Raw genomic sequence first — 18,245 nt, 5'->3', positions numbered from 1 at the left:
TACTTTTAAAAGTAGCAACTACTTTAATGGATTTACTCGAAATTTCTAAAAATAACAGTAAAAAAAATAAGCCTTTATATATTAAAATTTTGAGCTTATTTTCGGTTGTGCGTGGTTACAATATTTTATTAATTGTTGTGGCTCAATATTTAGCTTCTATATTTATTTTTTCACCTGAAACATCTTTAAAATTTGTTCTGTTTGATTTACACTTGTATTTTATTGTACTTTCAACAATATGTGTAATTGCTTCAGGATATATTATAAATAATTTTTACGATTTTGAAACCGATAAGATTAACAAGCCTCTAAAAACAAAAATAGATACAATTGTTAGTCAAAGAATTAAATTACGTATATATTTTTTCTTAAACTTTGTTGGAGTTGGATTTGGTTTTTTAGTTTCTTGGCGAGCAGCATTATTTTTTGCGGTATATATTTTTGGAATTTGGTTTTATTCACATAAACTAAAAAAGTATCCATTAACAGGGTTGTTTTCTGCTGCGGTATTATCCTTATTGCCTTTTTTTGCTGTTTTTGTGTACTATAAAAATTTTTCAGAAATTATTTTTACTCATGCAGCATTTTTATTTTTTATTCTTTTAATTAGAGAATTGGTGAAAGATTTAGAACGAATTAAAGGAGATTTTGTTAAAAATTATCAAACTATTGCAGTTAAATACGGAGAGTATTTTACAAAAATATTAATATCCTTTTTAGTTGTTTTAACATTAAATCCAATTTACTTTCTATTAAAATATCCTGAAGTTGGAAGGATGAAATATTACTTTTATGGAAGTATTTTTACACTAATTCTATTTTTATTGTTTTTATGGTTTAGTAAAAGTAAAAGAAATTACACCTTGCTGCATTGGATGTTAAAACTTTTAATTTTAGCTGGGGTGTTTAGCCTTTCATTAATAGATACTTCGGTTTTAATTAGTAAGTTGTTACCAAGTTAAACATAAAAAAAGAGGAATTTAATAAACGTCTTCTTAATTATATTTGTACTAATTTGGATCACATTGTATATTACTTTTAGCAACAACAACTCTTTTTCTAGTTATATTCTTTTTTAACTTCAGCATTAGCTTCTTTTATTTTATAATTAATCCAAAACTTGTTTGAATTATTTGTAGAAGTTGAAACTCTAGCATAAGGTTTTTCAGTTCCGCCAATTTTAATATTTTTTTTAAAAGATTTAGTATTGGTTTTACCTTTAAGTTCATCAAATTTTAAGTAAGATACATTTTGGTTAATATTTTTAATAGAGTTTTTTGCTGTAATTTTTTGCTGCGTATTTAATTTAGTTTTGTTTTTTTCTGTGCAAATATGATACTTGAGATTATTAAAAAAGCGATAAATAATTTAGTTTTCATAATTAGAGTTTTATAAGTTTATTATTATTTTATACTAATAGATACATGTAGCATTTAATTTGTTACCTTTTTAATTGATCTATTTATTAGATTATTAAAGGATTAAAGTTACTTTTGCAAAAAAATAATTTAGAATGAAATCAAATAAAAACTCGTCGAGAGGACGACAAGCTAAAGATAGCAATCCTCGTAAATCAACTGGTAAAAAATTTAGCTCTAAAAAAAACTTTAGAGATAAGCCAGAAGCCACTAAAAAATCAAAACAAACTTCAAAAACACCTTCAAAAACACAACCTACTGAAGGAATTCGTTTAAATAAATACATAGCAAATGCTGGAATATGTTCACGTAGAGAGGCTGATGTTTTTATTGCAGCAGGTAGTGCAACAGTCAACGGAAAGGTGGTAACTGAAATGGGTTATAAGGTTCAGGAAATTGATGAGGTTAGATTTGATAACTCATTAATAAGTCCTGAAAAAAAGCAGTATGTATTATTAAATAAACCAAAAAACTTTATTACCACTATGGATGACGATAGAGGTAGAAGAACTGTTATGGATTTAATTGGAGCTGCAACAAAAGAACGTATTTATCCTGTTGGGCGTTTAGATAGAAATACTACTGGGTTATTATTGTTTACCAATGATGGAGAATTGGCAAAAAAGTTAACACATCCAAAACATAATATTCAAAAAATTTACCATGCATCGTTAGATAAAAAATTGGCAATGTCTGATTTGTATAAAATTTCTGATGGTTTTATGTTAGATGAAAGAAGAGTTATTGTTGATGATATTTCGTATATAGAAAATCAATCAAAAACAGAAGTTGGAGTTAAAATTCATTCAGGAAGAAATAGAATTGTACGAAGAATTTTTGAACATTTTAATTATACAGTTGTTAAATTGGATCGCGTAATTTTTGCTGGTTTAACTAAAAAGAATTTACCTCGAGGACATTGGAGACACTTAACTGAAATGGAAGTGAATAGTCTTAAAATGCTTTAATTAAGGGTTCTAGCTAACTTATGCACGCCTAGAAAATAAATAGATTTTCATGCTTGTTTTTGTTTTCTGATTAAAATATTTTTTTATATTTGGACGAAAGAATTAGTAATACATAATTAATTAACGTACAATTATAACTGTTTTATTTTGAAGAGAATAATAGTAGATTTTAAGAAACTGACTCCTGAAATTCTTAATTTATTAGTAGAGAAATTTCCTGATGGTTATGGAATAAGAGATGTAATTCATTTTACAAATCATAAAGGGCAATACATAGAAGCTGTAGAAGTGAAAACTGAAGATACTGTGTATATGGTGAAAATTAGCGATCAATTAGTTGATAGTATGGAGAGTTTTGATGTTGATGATGATATGGATGAAGATGTAGATATTTCTGATGACACCATTGATGTTGATGAAATTAGTCTAGACGACGAAGACGATGATTAAATAAATAATAAAAGCTACCAATTTGGTAGCTTTTATTTTATAATTAATATTTAAAAATTGTTTATAACTCTCTTAAGCTTTGAGCTGCAACTTCTGCAGTAATATCGCGTTGAGGCATTCCAAACATTTCGTAACCAACCATAAATTTTTTCACTGTTGCAGAACGTAATAATGGTGGGTAAAAACTCATATGAAAATGCCAGGCATTATAATCTTTATCTGTTGGAGCTTGATGAATACCACTAGAGTATGGGAATGAACAGTCGAAAAGTAAATCGTATTTTTGAGTTACTACTTTAATTTGTTCAGCATAATCAGTTTTTTCGGCATTGGTTAATAAAGCAATATTTTGAATTTGACGTTTTGGTAAAATCATAACCTCATATGGCCAAACTGCCCAAAATGGAACAACACTTACAAATGTTTCATTTTCAAAAACTACTCTTTCGTTTAATTCAATTTCTTGTTTTACGTAATCAACTAATAAACTTTGTTGGTTAGCATCAAAATACTCTTGTTGTTTTTGAGTTTTTTTAATAACTTCATTAGGTATAGATTTTTGAGCCCAAACTTGTCCGTGTGGATGCGGATTACTACAACCCATAATTGCACCTTTATTTTCAAATATTTGAACATGGTTAATTGCTGGGTTTGTACCTAACTCTTTATATTCTTTTTGCCATACAGAAATTACATTTTCAATAGCTGAAATTTCCATATCAGGTAAAGTTTCAGAATGGTTTGGAGAGAAGCAAATTACTTTACAAATCCCAGTTTCATCTTCAGCCTTTAATAAACCTTCATTATAAGAAAAAGGAGTGCTATCTTCTAATAAGGCGCCAAAATCGTTTTTAAAAACAAACGTACTTTTATAGTCTGGATTTACTTCTCCATTAATTCTAGTGTTTCCCGCGCACAAATAGCAATTTGGATCGTGCTTAATTTGTTCTTTTTTTGAAGCGCTTTCTTTTTTTCCTTGCCAAGGACGTTTAGTTCTATGAGGTGATACTAGTACATATTCGCCTGTTAGAATATTGTATCTACGATGTGGTGTTGATGAAAAGTCGTTGTTCATAATATATTTATAGTTAGCTAACTAATTTTTTTCAAAGATATATAAAATTTATTAAATGTAAATAGTACACTTAATAAAAAATTTAGAGTTTTTAAATTAGTTAAATTTCAAAATTCCCACCTTCAGCATTAAGCTTTTGAAATTTATATTCATCAAAAGTGTAAAGAAAAGCACCTTTTTTAGATCCAGATTTATCTTTTTTTGTTGTTTTGGTTAGAATATCAAATGATAGAATTTTTTTTCTAAAGTTTCTGGCGTCTAATTTTTGTTGATAGATACATTCATATAGAGATTGTAGTTCTGGAATAGTAAAGTATTCTGGTAATAAATTAAATCCTATTGGTTGATGTTTTGCTTTATTTCTTAATCTTTCAATAGCATCTTCAACCATTTCTCTATGATCAAAAATAAGTTCTGGAATTTCATTTAAATCAAACCAATGTGCATCATATTTTTCAACACTTTCAAGTTCAAATTCAGTAACACTAGTTAAACTATAGTAGACTACCGAAATAACTCGTTCAGCTGGATCTCTGTATACAGCGCCATAGGTTTTTAGCTGTTCTAAATAAATATTATTTAAACCTGTTGTTTCTAGTAGAACTTGTTTAGCGGCATCATCTGTAGATAGGTCATTTTTAATAAATGCTCCAATTAAAGACCAATCACCTCTAGCTGGTTCTAGTTTTCTTCTAAATAATAATAATTTTAATTTATTATTTATAAATCCAAATATTACACAATCAACTGCAACTAAAATATGTTGTTGAGTGTTGTAAATGTGTGAGTTATCAATTAGTTTCATAAAGAAGCAATTTTAGTTATTTTGAATGCTTAACTGAATGTTTTGCATTAATTGTTGATAGTTTTGATTGTTTGGGTAATTAGTATTTAAAACAGAACACGTTTGATAAGCTTTACTTAACTGATTTGAGTTAACTAAAATAATAGTTTTAATATAAAGTAAGCGCTCATTATTTGGAAAAGATTTTAATCCTCTATTAACAGCTTTTTCTGCTTTGTTAAAATCTTTGTTTTCTTGTAATTTTAATGCATAATTATAAAATGCATTTACCGAAGCTGGTTCCTTTTCACTTGCAAGTTTTAAATATTTTAAACTTTTAGAAGTATCACCATTTTCATTGTATAACAATCCTAACATATAATAAGATAGAGCAAAATTTGGTTCTTGTTCTATTACTTTTTTGTACAATGTTTCACTTTTAGTTTTGTCTCCATTTTGATAATATAATAATGCTAAATTCATGCGAGACATATTGTAAAAATTATCAATTTTTAATGCTTTCTCATAACATTTAATGGCGCCTTCATTATTGTTTTTAGATTGATAGTATAGAGCTTTTTGATGTTGACCTGAAGCAAAATCTAAATTTAACTCCATTTGATTAAGAAATTCTTTATTTGCTTTATCGAAATTTGGATCAGCATTTACATCTATATTTTTCATGTTAAAATATCTAGCTGTAGCAATACGAACCATTCTTATAGTATCTTTTAATAAAGGTTGTAATGAAGCATTATAAGTGTCAATTCCTGTTTTTTCAATTGCTCTTACGGTTTCTGCTCTTACCCAGGCAGAGTCATCATTTAAGTATGCAATTAGTTTAGTTACATCGTCTTGTGTTATATTTTGATTCATTAATTGGTTAACTGCAGTAGCTCTTGCAATTTCTGGATATGCAGAATTTGCTATAACTTCATGAAATCCTTCTTTATCTTCAAAATACCCTTTTAATAAATGATCTGAAAAATGATCTGCTCTTTGCTCTCCATATTTTTCTTTAATAAAGTCTGCAGCCCATTTTGCACTTTTGTCGTCATGGCAACCGTTGCATGCATTTGGAGTATCATATTTTTCAGATTGGTCAGGTCTAGGAATTCTAAAACTATGATCTCGTCTAAAATCATTACCCATATAATATCTTCCTGTCATATGGCAATTAATGCATTGAGATGCTTCTGTGTTTTCTTTATGAAAATGATGTTCTGGAGTATTGTATTGAGCAGGAACATGACACGTTAGGCATAAATCGTTTCCTTGTTTTTTTAACTGCATTGAATGTACATCATGGCAATCTCTACATGAAATTCCTAAAGAGTACATTTTGCTTTGAACAAAAGAGGCATACACATAATCTTCATCTCTTATTTGTCCATCTAAAAAGTAAATTGGATCAATTAATAATCGTTGTTCATAATGGTCAAAAAAATGTCCTTCATAATTGTAATAATCTGTAGTTTGAGAACGTCTAGAATGGCAACGAGCACATTTTTGAACTAATTCTTTAGAATCCATTCCGGTTTCCATATGAGATTTTGGAGGTGTACCTGTTGGATTTTCTTGTTCGTAATATTTAACATGTTCGCTAGAAGGTCCGTGGCAGGCTTCACAACTCACATTGATTTCTGAAAAAGTAGTTTTATAAGATTGATCTTTATCAGAATAATTTTTGTGCAGATTTGTTGAATGGCAATCAGCACACATAGTATTCCAATTTTGGGAACCGCCAGTCCAGTTCATCCATTCTTCATGATGAATATCTAAATTTGGCTGTAAATGAAACCATTTGTTTTTTTTTGAATCCCATGCAGTTAATAAACATTGGTAAGCACCATTTGGAAATTGTACAATATATTGTTGAAGTGGCGTAAAACCAAAAGTATAAACTATTTTATAATCATGATATTTACCATCTTTTCCTTGAGTATTTACATAAAAATTACCATCTTTTTTATAAAATTTGCTGGTAACACTATTGTGGGTAAATGAAGTATTGTTGAAGTTAGCTAAAATAGATACAGAGTCAGCAATTTTCATGGCTTGATCATGATGTGAGCCTTTCCAAAGCTTATATTCTTCTTCATGACAAGCTATACAAGTATTTCCGCCAACAAATGTTTGTTTAACTTCGTTAACTACAGTATACTGTTCTTTTTTTGCTTTATCTGAATTACAAGAAAATAGTACTATTCCTAAAAAAAATATAAAGCTTATTTTTATTGAATTGAATTTCATTCTAAATGCGAAAGTTTTTGTGCTGAAATAAGTGATAATTAAAACACATTTTTATCAAATACAAATGTACAAAATACATTTATATTAATTTAAACTAGAGAATTAAATGTTTTTTTAAAAGAGTTTAATATAAATTTCATTTTTAAAATTATTAAATGTAAATTTGACATTTATTTTTTAATTTTAAAAGTTAATTAACAGTGAGCAAGTTAAGTACCAACCCAAAAGATTACGAACTTTTAGTAGATTCTCCAGGGAGAATTAATATTATAGGAGAACATACCGATTATAATAATGGTTTTGTTCTACCAACTGCCATAGATAAAAAAATTAGATTTATGTTTAAGAAAAATGGCAGTGATACAGTGTGCAACCTTTATAGTGCAAATTTTGACACTAGTTACACGTTTAGTCTAGAAGATGTATCTCCTGGAGATCAACAATGGGCAAACTATATTTTAGGTGTAATACATGGAGTTCAACAACATACTGATAAATTACGAGGTTTTGATTGTGTTTTAGATAGTAATATTCCAGTAGGTTCTGGTATAAGCTCATCAGCAGCTTTAGAATGTGGATTAGGTTTTGGTGTAAATGAGTTATTTGATTGTGGTTTAGATAGAATTACTATTACCAAAATTGGTCAAAAAGCAGAGCATGATTATGTAGGTACAAAATGTGGTATAATGGACCAGTTTGCATCTGTAATGAGTAAGGAAGGAAATGTAATTTTATTAGATTGCCAGTCTTTAGAATATAAATATGTTCCTATTCATATTAAACCATATAAAATTTTATTGCTTAATACCAATGTTTCTCATAATTTAGCAGACGGTGAATATAATAAGAGAAGAGCACAATGTGAAAGTGGAGTTGCAATCATTCAATCAAAATATTCTAATGTAAATTCTTTACGAGATGTTTCACCTGAAATGTTAGCAGAATTTAAAAATGAAATGGATGATGTTGTCTACAATCGCTGCTCGTATGTAGTTGATGAAAAGGTTAGAGTTTTGGATACTGTTGAAGCTTTAAATAATAATGATTTGGCTCGTATGGGTAAGAATATGTATAAAACTCACGAAGGTCTTTCAAAATTATACGAAGTTAGCTGTCCTGAATTAGACTTTTTAGTTGAGTTTTCTAAAGGATATAATGAAGTGATTGGTTCTCGTGTTATGGGTGGTGGTTTTGGTGGATGTACCATTAATATTATTCATGAAGACGCTGTAGAGAAATTTACCAAAGAAGCAGAAAAAGCTTATTTTGAAAAGTTCAATATAAAATTAACCGCTTTTGAAGCGAATCCAAGTGAAGGAACTTCAATTGTAAAATAAATTAACCAAATTAAATAAATATGACATCAAATTTTCATTTATTAGATTATATCATCTTTATAGCATATGCTGTATTGATTTTAGGTGTAGGGCTGTGGGTGTCTCGTGATAAAAAAGGTCATGAGAAAAACGCAGAAGATTACTTTTTAGCAAGTAAAAGTTTGCCATGGTGGGCAATTGGAGCAAGTTTAATTGCTGCAAACATTTCTGCAGAGCAATTTATAGGAATGTCTGGTTCTGGTTTTGCGCTTGGTTTAGCTATTGCTTCATATGAGTGGATGGCTGCATTAACATTAATTATTGTAGGTAAATATTTCCTGCCTATATTTATTGAAAAAGGACTGTATACCATTCCAGAATTTGTTGAAAAACGATTTTCTACCAATTTAAAAACAATTTTAGCTGTTTTTTGGATTGGATTGTATGTGTTTGTGAATTTAGCTTCAGTATTATATTTAGGTTCGTTAGCATTGGAAACCATAATGGGTATTCCTATGATATATGGAGTAATGGGGTTAGCACTATTTGCTGCAGCTTACTCATTATATGGAGGTTTATCTGCAGTAGCTTGGACAGACGTTATTCAAGTTATATTTTTAGTTCTTGGAGGTTTAGTTACAACGTATATTGCGTTAAATACAGTTTCAGATGGACAAGGTGTAATGGCTGGTTTACAAACAGTGTTTGAAGCAGCACCAGATCGTTTTGTAATGATTTTAGATAAATCTAATCCTGAATTTAAAAACCTACCTGGAATTGGTGTTTTAGTTGGAGGTTTATGGGTTGCTAACTTATACTATTGGGGATTCAACCAGTACATTATTCAACGTACATTAGCGGCTAAATCATTAAAAGAATCTCAAAAAGGTATTTTAATGGCAGCTTTCTTAAAATTAATTATTCCAGTTATTGTTGTTGTTCCAGGTATTGCAGCTTATGTTATGGTAAATGATCCAGAAATTATGGCGCGTTTAGGAGAAGCAGGTTTAAAAAACTTACCTTCTTTAGAACAGGCAGATAAAGCTTACCCTTGGTTATTACAGTTTTTACCAACAGGTTTAAAAGGAGTAGCTTTTGCAGCTTTAGCTGCTGCTATTGTATCTTCTTTAGCATCTATGTTAAATTCAACTTCAACCATTTTTACAATGGATATTTACAAACAGTATATTAATAAGAATGCAAGTGATAAATCTACAGTAAATGTTGGTAGATTATCTGCAGCAGTTGCTTTAGTAATAGCTTGTATTATGGCTCCACTTTTAGGAGGAATTGATCAAGCATTCCAATTTATCCAAGAGTATACAGGGATTGTGAGTCCAGGTATTTTAGCTGTATTTATGTTAGGTTTATTCTGGAAGAAAACAACAAATAAAGCTGCTATTATAGGTGCTTTAGCTTCTATTCCAATTGCAGTAGCATTTAAAGCTACCTCAATGCCATGGATGGATCAGATGGGATTAACAGCAGTTTTAACAATGGTTGTTATTGTAGTAGCGAGTTTGATTCAGCACAAAGGAAAAGATGATGAGAAAGGTATTGAAATTACAAAAGAATTATTTAAAACAAGTCCTTTATTTAATATTGGAGCCTTTGCAGTAATGTTGATTTTAGTAGTATTATATTCATTATTCTGGAATTAATAATAAATTCTCTATTTTAAAAAAGCTCCAATTGGAGCTTTTTTTTTGCCTATTAAAAACAAAAAACCCTGTAAACTTATAATTTACAGGGTGTTATTTGTGGTACCTCCAGTACTAATTTTATCATATCTATTCGAAACGATAAAACACAAAACACCCTTTAATCCCTTATGGAATAAGGGTTTTTCAGTAATTTAAGTGTGAATAAAAACAATGAAATTTGAATAAAAACAAATGAATTTGTACCCTATTTAGCACCCTTTTTTGTATATTTATAGTACAAAAAAAAGCTATGAAAACATTGATACACAGGTCGAAAGGTTCAGTTCGGTATGCATTTAAAGATTCAATAAAGTTATTAGAAAATAATAAATCTAAACAAAGTTTAATCTATTTGTTTTTTACCTACGGTACAAAACGCTTTAAATACTCAACAGGTTTTAAAAGTTGTTTTGCACATTGGGATTTCAAAAAACAGAGAATTAAAAATATTAGTTCCTTAACTAACAAAGATGAAGTAAACTCATCTTTAAAAAAGTACGAAGAGGAGTTATTAGAGAAATATAGAGAATTATATAATGAATACGGCGAGGCTGTAAATAATCAAATGTTAAAGGATGAACTTGATATTATAGTTCGTAAAAAGAAAAAAGAACCTACTAATGAAGAATTAGACTTTATAGGTGTATGTAATAAGTTTATTACTGATAAAGGTAATTCCATAACGCCAGTAACTAAAAGAGTCTATAAGCAAGCTATAACGCATTTAGAAAGCTACGAAAAAGAAAAGAATGTTACCCTAACATTTGATATTATAGATATGAATTTTTACAACAGTTTTAAGTCATATTTAGAAGATGGAGATTTCTCTTTAAATACAATTGGTAAGCATATCAAAACTCTTAAAAGTTTTATGAATTATGCACTTATTGAAGGCTACACAGAAAATATAAAGTTTAAAAGCAAAGATTTTAAAGTAGTAAAAGAAATTACAACTGAAATATTTTTAACGGAAGAAGAAATTGCAGAAATGCATAAAAAGGATTTATCTAAAAATCCAGAGTATGAAAGAGCAAGAGATATTTTTTTAATTGGGTGTTATACAGGTCAAAGAATAAGCGATTATAACAAGCTATCAAAAGATGATATTGTTACAAAAGATGGAATTGATTATTTTAAATTTCGTCAACATAAAAATAAGAAATACAATAGAATTGTAATGTGTCCTATCACAAAAGAGATTCGAGAAATTATGGATAAACGTTACAATGGTTTACCTCCTAAAAAAATGTCAGAACCTGTAATGAATAGGTATTTAAAAAAGATAGGTGAAATTTTAGAGTTTAATGAACTTGTAAAATGCGAGTATACAAAAGGAGGTAAAGAAGTTAGAAAAATGATTCCCAAATACGATTTAATTTCCAGTCATACTGCACGCAGAAGTTTCTGCACTAATAAATATAAAAAAGGGATGAATATCTTCGATATAATGCTGTTTACAGGTCATTCTACAGAGAAAGAATTTTACAAATACATTCGCATCAAAGATGAAGAAAGAGCAGCTCATATAGCTAAAAGTGGTTTTTTTAATATTTAATATTATTTTTATAGAAAAAAGTTATGCAAAGAGAATATCTCGATCTTTATTGTCGACGTATTGATTTTAATGAATTTTATAAGTTGAGCACAGCAGATAATTTATTTGAATTACAATATCAATTACAAAACTTAAAAAGTGAAATTCTAGAGAATAAAATGTCTTTAGGAGAAAATGCATTAGATTATCTTAAATATGTGATATTACAAATAAGAAAGTGGTCAGAAGAATGTGGAGAGGAGAATATCAAGAAAATAAATGGTTTTTTAGATAAATATAATACAAGTCTTGAAGATGTTTTAAATTTTAATATTTCCAATGATGAATTTAGGTTGCTATTCAATAAAAGGATGGATGTTAATGATGTTGATAATGATATTGTAACAACTATTAATGTGAATTTTAATTCCTATTTTAGTAATTATTATTCTGAATTAGTAATTGAGTTTGTCGAAGATTTGTTAAATAATAAATCTATTAAGCTAAAAACTAAAAAAGAATCAATACAACTTGCCAAGAATACAGTTGAAAAAAACTATGTACTTAATTTCGGAGATAAACTTTCTAGGTATGATAATTTAGCAATTGAGCACAATTATTTTTCTTATCATAATATGTACTTGCTAAACTACATTGATATTGTAAAAGAAGAAATTGAAAGTAGGATTTTAGAATTAGAGCCAATAAAAATTCAGTTTTATATAGATAAGGTAGAAGAGGATATTAAGTCTTCTGGTTTTCAGTTAATAAAAACTACAATACTAGATAAGTATGTGAAAAAGTACAACATTAATGTTGAGGAATTGCCAGAAGTGAATAATAAGGAACTTGAAAAAATATTAAAAATAAATGATTACTATCAGCAAATACCTTATAAAGAATTTTCAGAAATTGAGTTTATTCAAGAACAGTTTTATTTATATGCATTAAAAATTGAAACAGATAAGCTTTTAGAACATATAAATAGTTTAAAACCAAAACTAGGTTTAACAAAATCAATAGATAAAATTAAACAATTTCAACCTTCCAATTTAAACCCAATATTTAAAGATGAGAACGGAAAATTACTTTTTGAGAGAATAGTACACGAATTTAGTTTACGAAAAACCCTTGATGCCAAACAAGCTAAAATTATGACTATGTGGAATGTTGGAGAAATTAGACAAACTATTTTTAAAAAGCACACAAAGAAAAAGATGTTTATCGAATTCATAAACGATGAATTTGAAGAGTCATATGGCGGTAGGAGTACCTCCGATAGTAAAAATTACCACATTGATGCTGAAATCTGCTTAAAAAATCACTTAAAAGAGTTAAAAAAATAATTTAGCCTATAAACGCATATTACTGCATATTCAACGCACATTTTATGTGAACTAATTTTACCCATAATTAACAGTAAAATAAAGTATTATGGTAGAAAAAGTAACACAAGTACACGGTACTTCACCGCAAGAATTAAAAGACATTATAATTAATGACTTTAAAACAGAACTAGAAAAGTTTTCTAAAAACTTTCAACCAATTGAGCAGCCAGAATATCTAACAAGAGAAGAAGTTGCTACAATTCTAAAAATTTCAATGTCTACAATATCAGATTGGAATCGTAAAGGAATTTTAAACCCTTATAGATTAGGAAATACAATCCGATATAAAAGTAATGAGCTAGATCAAGTATTAATTCAAATTAATTCTAAAAAAACAGCTTAATGAAAGATTTTAAAGACTTATACCTTTTAAGTGTTAGACACATAAAAGAAATTGAAAACAGATTAGAAATAATTACAAAAGAGTTTGATAAGAGTAAAATTGACAATCAAATTCGATTGTTAGATAATGCAGATGTAAAACAGTTATTTAAAATAAGTGACAAAACACTTACCAATTGGAAAAATGAAGGAATTTTAAATCCATCTAAAATTGGTGGTACAATTTATTACGAATTGGATGATATTAAAAATACTGTTCAACAAAATAAAGTAGGGTTAAAAAAAAAGGTAAGCTAAAAAGATACAACCCTAACAATTCTTATTTATTAGTTCCAATTGAGCAATGTGTTTATGTATTAGAGCAAAATTTAGAAAATCCTTTTAGGGTATTTTTAACCTTAAAACATTTATATCCTGAAGGGAAATCTAAATTTACAAAAGAAGAAATAATATACATCGCATTAGTTTTAAAATTAAACCCTAAAACAGTTAAAGCTAATTTACAAAGATTATTAAACCTAAATTGGATAAGTAAAAATAGTAAAACGCAATACTATATTTTCAACTCGTTTGATAGAATTAGAAGAGATTATAAATGGTATTCCAGAGCAAGTATTGAAGTTGAATCAGTTGATACATATAATATTAGAGCAATTTTAGGTGCAGCCCTATATAGTTATCTTCACAAAGATTTTTGGAGGAAGGTTAAAAAAGAGAAAAGCGTAGAAATAAAGCAATCTACCTATCATTTTCTTTTTCCTTCCTTCAATTTTAAATTAAAAGCAGCACCTATATCTGTAAACGGTGTTAATGCAATCTTTAATATTTCGATTGCCAAAGCTTCACGTATAAAATCTTTAGCAGCAGCATATAAATATATTGAGGTAACAAAAACCTTTAGAGAATTAAACATTTCAAAGTTCGATTTACAAGGTTTAAAAGAGTATGATGTTATCTATACGAACAATATTATATTTAAAGACAATAAATACTATTTACAGGAAATTGACCATATAGTACCATTATTTAACATTCGTAAAAGGAAAAAATTGGAAACATAAATAAAGCAATATATAAGCTATTTAGTAATGTTATATATCTCAACTGAAACAATAGTTAGTATAAAGGTATTATATTGTATAACCGTATATAAACAAAACCCACCTCAAAAATTGAAAAAAATAGAGGTGGGTAAAAATTGCTATGAAAAAGAAAGGTTACCTATGAAAATAACCTAATACTCAAATATAGTATTTTAATTTAAATGAAATAGTATTACGTAAAACAGTAATGTAATTTCAATATATATTTTTACTTTTATAAAAAAATGTGAATGAATACTACACAAGTTGAAAAAAAGCTGTTGAACCTGATAAATGATTTTGATAAAGAAACTTTTATATACAACCTTTTACTAGCTTATAACTTACCAAAAGCTACAATTACAAGATTAAAAAAAGGTACTGCAAACCTATCTGAAATTAAAGGTGAAGTATCTCTAAAAAAGAAACTATTTTTTAAAGAAGAATACAAAGAAGATTTACATTTAGCAATTACTCAAATAGTTAAAGAAATAAAACACAAACAAAGGTTTGTAATTGTAACCGATTATAAAACTTTATTAGCTATTGATACTAAAACTAATGATAGTTTAGACATAGCTTTAAAAGATTTACCTAAAAACTACGATTTCTTTTTGCCTTGGGCAGGAATGGAAAAAGCAATACATCAAGAAGAAAACCCAGCTGATGTAAAAGCTGCCGTTAAAATGGCAAAGTTGTTTGATGAAATTAAAAAAGACAATCCAAACAATTCACCTGAATTTATACACGAGTTAAATGTATTCTTATCTCGTTTATTGTTTTGTTTCTTTGCTGAAGATACCAATATTTTTAAAGACAGTCAGTTTACAAATGCTGTAGATTCACATACACAAAAAGATGGTAGCGATTTAGATACTTACCTTTCAAATCTTTTTAAAGTTCTGGATACACCGAATAAACAAAGAACAGAGTTACCTACATTTCTAGATGCTTTCCCTTATGTAAACGGAAGTTTATTTGCTACTAAAATAAATGTTCCTAAATTTTCAAGTGTATCACGTAAGGTATTAATAGAAAGTGGAAGACAAGATTGGTCCGCTATAAATCCTGATATTTTTGGTTCAATGTTTCAGGCGGTTATTTCTGTAGACCAGCGTGGTAGTTTAGGACAGCACTATACTTCTGTGCCTAATATTATGAAAGTAATAGAACCACTGTTTTTAAACAATTTAAAAGAAGCGTTTGAAAACGCTAAAGGCAATTCTAAAAAACTAAATCAACTTTTATACAGACTTAAAACTATAAAAATATTTGACCCTGCTTGTGGTAGCGGTAACTTTTTAATTATTGCTTATAAAGAATTACGTAGGTTAGAAATGCAAGTGTTTAAAGAGTTAGGTACTATGGCATTATCTCAAATATCTTTATCTCAATTTTACGGTATTGAGTTAGACGATTTTGCACACGAAATAGCAATACTAGCTTTATGGTTAGTAGAACACCAAATGAACGTTGAGTTTTTTAAAGAGTTTGGACGTACAAACCCTGCATTGCCGTTAACACAAGCAGGTAACATTGTGCAAGGAAATGCAACGCGTTTAGATTGGGAACAAGTGTGCCCTAAAAATAAAAACGATGAAATTTATATTTTAGGGAATCCACCTTATTTAGGGGGGAAACTTCAAGATGCAAATCAAAAACAGGATACCGCAACGGTTTTTAAAAACTTAAAAAAGTATAATAATATTGATTATATAGGCTGCTGGTTTTTCAAGGGGGCAGCTTATTTATCAGATAATATAAAAGCTGCATTTGTTAGTACAAATTCGATATGTCAGGGGACTCAAGTATTTGATTTATGGCCAAATATTTTTAAATTAAATGTTGAAATAGATTTTGCAGTAAAAGATTTTGCGTGGAATAATAATGCTAAAAATAAAGCTGCTGTTATTTGTTCAATAATAGGTTTAAGGAAAATTAACACTGCAAAAAGTAAATATATTTATATTGAAAATCATAAACAGAAGGTGAAAAATATAAATGGTTACCTATTAAACGCATCAAATATATTCATTGAAAAGAGAACTAAACCTTTAAGTAATTTCCCTAAAATGATTCAAGGGAACATTGTTTTAGATGATGGACACTTGCAATTAAATATAGAAGAGAAGGATGCTTTATTAGAATTATATCCAGAGGCAAAAAGTTTAATAAGAAGAATTTATGGTTCAAGAGAATTAATAAATGATATTGAAAGGTATTGCTTATGGATTAGTGATAAAAACTTAAAACTTGCGATATCAATTGATTCAATTAAGAATCGAATTGATAAAGTTAGAGAGATAAGGTTAAAAGGTGCAACAAATGCAAAATCTTGTGCTGATAGACCTCATCAATTTTGTATGCTTAATACTGCTAAAAAAACTCAAATTGTACTTCCAAGAGTTTCTACTATAAGACGAGAATATATACCTATGAAGTTTTTGGATGAATCTAATATTGCTTCAGATGCTGCTCAAGTAATACTGGATGCAGAACCAAATATTTTTTCAATACTAAATTCCAAAATTCATATGTGTTGGGTTAAAAGTTTGGCAGGTAAATTAAAAAATGATTTTAGATACTCTGCAGGTATTTGTTGGTATAGTTTTCCATTCCCAAACATATCCAAAAACCGCAAAGAAGAACTCACTCAATGTACTTTATCTATTTTAAATGAACGTGCCAAACATTCAGAAAAAACATTAGCTCAATTATACGACCCTGATAAAATGCCAGCAGGTTTAAAAGAAGCACACCGTTTAAACGATTTGGCAGTAGAACGTTGTTACCGTAGCACCCCTTTTAATAGTGATGAAGATAGGTTAGAATACCTATTCAAACTCTATGAAAAAATGATACAAGAAGAAAAAGAAAAAGATACCTTGTTTGCTAAAGAAAAGAAAACACGTAAAAAGAAAAAGATATGAGTAATTTAATTCCAAATCAATCAGAATTTATACTATACACAGCTCCTAGTGGAGATGTTAGGTTAACTGTTTTAATGGCTGATGAGTCAATTTGGTTACCACAAAAAGGGATAGCAGCCTTATTTGGTGTTGGTGTGCCTGCTATTAGCAAACACCTTTCTAATATTTTTGCAACAGAAGAATTGGTGAAAGATTCAGTTATTTCCATTTTGGAAACAACTGCCAATGATGGTAAAAATTACAAAACAACCTATTACAATTTAGATGCAATTATTTCTGTAGGATATCGTGTTAATTCTGCACAAGCAACACAATTTAGAATTTGGGCTACCAATACCTTAAAAGAATTTGTTATTAAAGGCTTTGTAATGGATGATAATCGTTTAAAACAAGGCAACACCATTTTTGGTAAAGATTATTTTAAAGAATTATTAGATAGAGTTCGTTCAATACGGACAAGTGAGCGCAGAATTTACCAACAAATCACAGATATTTTTGCAGAATGTAGCATAGATTACAACCCTCAATCAGAAATTACTAAAAACTTTTATGCGACAGTTCAAAATAAATTTCATTTCGCAATAACAGGTAAAACCGCTGCTGAAATTGTTTATTTAAAGGCAAATAGTAAAGAGGATAATATGGGACTTACAACTTGGAAAAATGCACCTGAAGGTCGCATTATTAAAACAGATACAGCAGTAGCTAAAAACTATCTGCAAGAAGATGAAATTAAACGGTTAGAAAGAACTGTATCAAGTTACTTTGATTATATAGAAAATATTATTGAGCGTAGAAATACATTTACAATGGAGTCTTTAGCTTTAAGTGTAAATAAATTTTTAGAATTTAATGAGTATAAAATATTGGAAGGTAAAGGACATATTTCTCATAAACAAGCAATAAATAAAGCAGGTAATGAATATGATATTTTTAATAAAACACAAAAAATTACTTCTGACTTTGATAAAGAAATAAAAAGATTGAAAAAGAAAAAATAGC

General features: G+C 28.4%; 15 protein-coding genes. 11 read left to right on the top strand and 4 right to left on the bottom strand.

Annotated elements, in window-relative coordinates; genetic code table 11:
• Positions 1-26 precede the first annotated feature (26 nt).
• The 3 genes from R3X25_RS10155 (at position 27) to R3X25_RS10145 (ending at position 2,836) form a co-directional block, all read left to right on the top strand.
• Positions 27-962, top strand: coding sequence for a geranylgeranylglycerol-phosphate geranylgeranyltransferase (locus R3X25_RS10155; RefSeq protein ID WP_317674437.1), 936 nt, complete (start codon positions 27-29; stop codon positions 960-962).
• 551 nt (positions 963-1,513) lie between these two features.
• Positions 1,514-2,386: a pseudouridine synthase gene (locus tag R3X25_RS10150; RefSeq protein ID WP_317674435.1), complete on the top strand. Its 873-nt coding sequence runs from the start codon at positions 1,514-1,516 to the stop codon at positions 2,384-2,386.
• A gap of 147 nt (positions 2,387-2,533) precedes the next feature.
• Positions 2,534-2,836 (top strand): hypothetical protein, encoded by a 303-nt coding sequence (locus R3X25_RS10145; RefSeq protein ID WP_317674433.1) that lies wholly within the window; start codon positions 2,534-2,536, stop codon positions 2,834-2,836.
• A 61-nt stretch (positions 2,837-2,897) separates the two neighbouring features.
• Here the strand turns inward: R3X25_RS10145 and R3X25_RS10140 are convergent, their stop codons facing one another.
• The 3 genes from R3X25_RS10140 to R3X25_RS10130 all read right to left on the bottom strand — a co-directional run bounded on the left by R3X25_RS10140 (position 2,898) and on the right by R3X25_RS10130 (position 6,948).
• Positions 2,898-3,911: a UDP-glucose--hexose-1-phosphate uridylyltransferase gene (locus R3X25_RS10140; protein WP_317674431.1), complete on the bottom strand. Its 1,014-nt coding sequence runs from the start codon at positions 3,909-3,911 to the stop codon at positions 2,898-2,900.
• Positions 3,912-4,011: 100 nt separating this feature from the next.
• Entirely contained in the window at positions 4,012-4,716 is a 705-nt protein-coding gene (locus R3X25_RS10135; RefSeq protein WP_317674429.1) for an NUDIX hydrolase, read from the bottom strand.
• Positions 4,717-4,728: 12 nt separating this feature from the next.
• A complete protein-coding gene (locus tag R3X25_RS10130) occupies positions 4,729-6,948 on the bottom strand; it encodes a tetratricopeptide repeat protein (protein WP_317674427.1) in 2,220 nt (739 codons plus the stop codon).
• Positions 6,949-7,148: 200 nt separating this feature from the next.
• Here R3X25_RS10130 and galK point away from each other — a divergent pair, with 200 nt between their 5' ends.
• From galK to R3X25_RS10100, 6 genes are all read left to right on the top strand, one after another.
• Positions 7,149-8,285 carry a galactokinase gene (gene galK, locus R3X25_RS10125; RefSeq protein ID WP_317674425.1) on the top strand — a complete coding sequence of 379 codons (1,137 nt, stop codon included), beginning with the start codon at positions 7,149-7,151 and terminating at the stop codon, positions 8,283-8,285.
• A 20-nt stretch (positions 8,286-8,305) separates the two neighbouring features.
• On the top strand, positions 8,306-9,925 hold the full coding sequence (locus R3X25_RS10120) for a sodium/sugar symporter (protein WP_317674423.1): 1,620 nt from the start codon (positions 8,306-8,308) through the stop codon (positions 9,923-9,925).
• 292 nt (positions 9,926-10,217) lie between these two features.
• Complete coding sequence (locus tag R3X25_RS10115) at positions 10,218-11,522, top strand: site-specific integrase (protein WP_317674421.1); 1,305 nt, start codon at positions 10,218-10,220, stop codon at positions 11,520-11,522.
• Between the two features lie 23 nt (positions 11,523-11,545).
• Positions 11,546-12,847 carry a hypothetical protein gene (locus tag R3X25_RS10110; RefSeq protein WP_317674419.1) on the top strand — a complete coding sequence of 434 codons (1,302 nt, stop codon included), beginning with the start codon at positions 11,546-11,548 and terminating at the stop codon, positions 12,845-12,847.
• 88 nt (positions 12,848-12,935) lie between these two features.
• Complete coding sequence (locus tag R3X25_RS10105) at positions 12,936-13,232, top strand: helix-turn-helix domain-containing protein (protein ID WP_317674417.1); 297 nt, start codon at positions 12,936-12,938, stop codon at positions 13,230-13,232.
• Positions 13,232-13,528, top strand: coding sequence for a helix-turn-helix domain-containing protein (locus R3X25_RS10100; RefSeq protein ID WP_317674413.1), 297 nt, complete (start codon positions 13,232-13,234; stop codon positions 13,526-13,528). The genes R3X25_RS10105 and R3X25_RS10100 overlap by 1 nt, the downstream gene beginning before the upstream one ends.
• Before the next feature lie 448 nt (positions 13,529-13,976).
• Here the strand turns inward: R3X25_RS10100 and R3X25_RS10095 are convergent, their stop codons facing one another.
• Positions 13,977-14,144 (bottom strand): hypothetical protein, encoded by a 168-nt coding sequence (locus R3X25_RS10095; protein ID WP_317674412.1) that lies wholly within the window; start codon positions 14,142-14,144, stop codon positions 13,977-13,979.
• A gap of 420 nt (positions 14,145-14,564) precedes the next feature.
• Between R3X25_RS10095 and R3X25_RS10090 the strand changes: the two genes are divergently transcribed.
• Both R3X25_RS10090 and R3X25_RS10085 read left to right on the top strand, forming a co-directional pair.
• Entirely contained in the window at positions 14,565-17,243 is a 2,679-nt protein-coding gene (locus tag R3X25_RS10090) for a class I SAM-dependent DNA methyltransferase (protein WP_317674410.1), read from the top strand.
• Positions 17,240-18,244 (top strand): virulence RhuM family protein, encoded by a 1,005-nt coding sequence (locus tag R3X25_RS10085; RefSeq protein WP_317674408.1) that lies wholly within the window; start codon positions 17,240-17,242, stop codon positions 18,242-18,244. Before R3X25_RS10090 ends, R3X25_RS10085 begins: the two co-directional genes overlap by 4 nt.
• Position 18,245 lies beyond the last annotated feature (1 nt).

It is taken from the genome of Lutibacter sp. TH_r2, assembly GCF_033101135.1.
Classification (GTDB): Bacteria; Bacteroidota; Bacteroidia; order Flavobacteriales; family Flavobacteriaceae; genus Lutibacter.
The sequence above is the reverse complement of the archived record's forward strand: the minus strand, read 5'-3'. Positions and strand labels throughout refer to the sequence as shown.

Coding starts and splice junctions, on each gene's coding strand:
- R3X25_RS10155 (WP_317674437.1), top strand. CDS start 27: ATGGATTTACTCGAAATTTCTAAAAATAACAGTAAAAAAAATAAGCCT.
- R3X25_RS10150 (WP_317674435.1), top strand. CDS start 1,514: ATGAAATCAAATAAAAACTCGTCGAGAGGACGACAAGCTAAAGATAGC.
- R3X25_RS10140 (WP_317674431.1), bottom strand. CDS start 3,911: ATGAACAACGACTTTTCATCAACACCACATCGTAGATACAATATTCTA.
- R3X25_RS10135 (WP_317674429.1), bottom strand. CDS start 4,716: ATGAAACTAATTGATAACTCACACATTTACAACACTCAACAACATATT.
- R3X25_RS10130 (WP_317674427.1), bottom strand. CDS start 6,948: ATGAAATTCAATTCAATAAAAATAAGCTTTATATTTTTTTTAGGAATA.
- R3X25_RS10120 (WP_317674423.1), top strand. CDS start 8,306: ATGACATCAAATTTTCATTTATTAGATTATATCATCTTTATAGCATAT.
- R3X25_RS10115 (WP_317674421.1), top strand. CDS start 10,218: ATGAAAACATTGATACACAGGTCGAAAGGTTCAGTTCGGTATGCATTT.
- R3X25_RS10110 (WP_317674419.1), top strand. CDS start 11,546: ATGCAAAGAGAATATCTCGATCTTTATTGTCGACGTATTGATTTTAAT.
- R3X25_RS10105 (WP_317674417.1), top strand. CDS start 12,936: ATGGTAGAAAAAGTAACACAAGTACACGGTACTTCACCGCAAGAATTA.
- R3X25_RS10100 (WP_317674413.1), top strand. CDS start 13,232: ATGAAAGATTTTAAAGACTTATACCTTTTAAGTGTTAGACACATAAAA.
- R3X25_RS10095 (WP_317674412.1), bottom strand. CDS start 14,144: ATGTTTAATTCTCTAAAGGTTTTTGTTACCTCAATATATTTATATGCT.
- R3X25_RS10090 (WP_317674410.1), top strand. CDS start 14,565: ATGAATACTACACAAGTTGAAAAAAAGCTGTTGAACCTGATAAATGAT.
- R3X25_RS10085 (WP_317674408.1), top strand. CDS start 17,240: ATGAGTAATTTAATTCCAAATCAATCAGAATTTATACTATACACAGCT.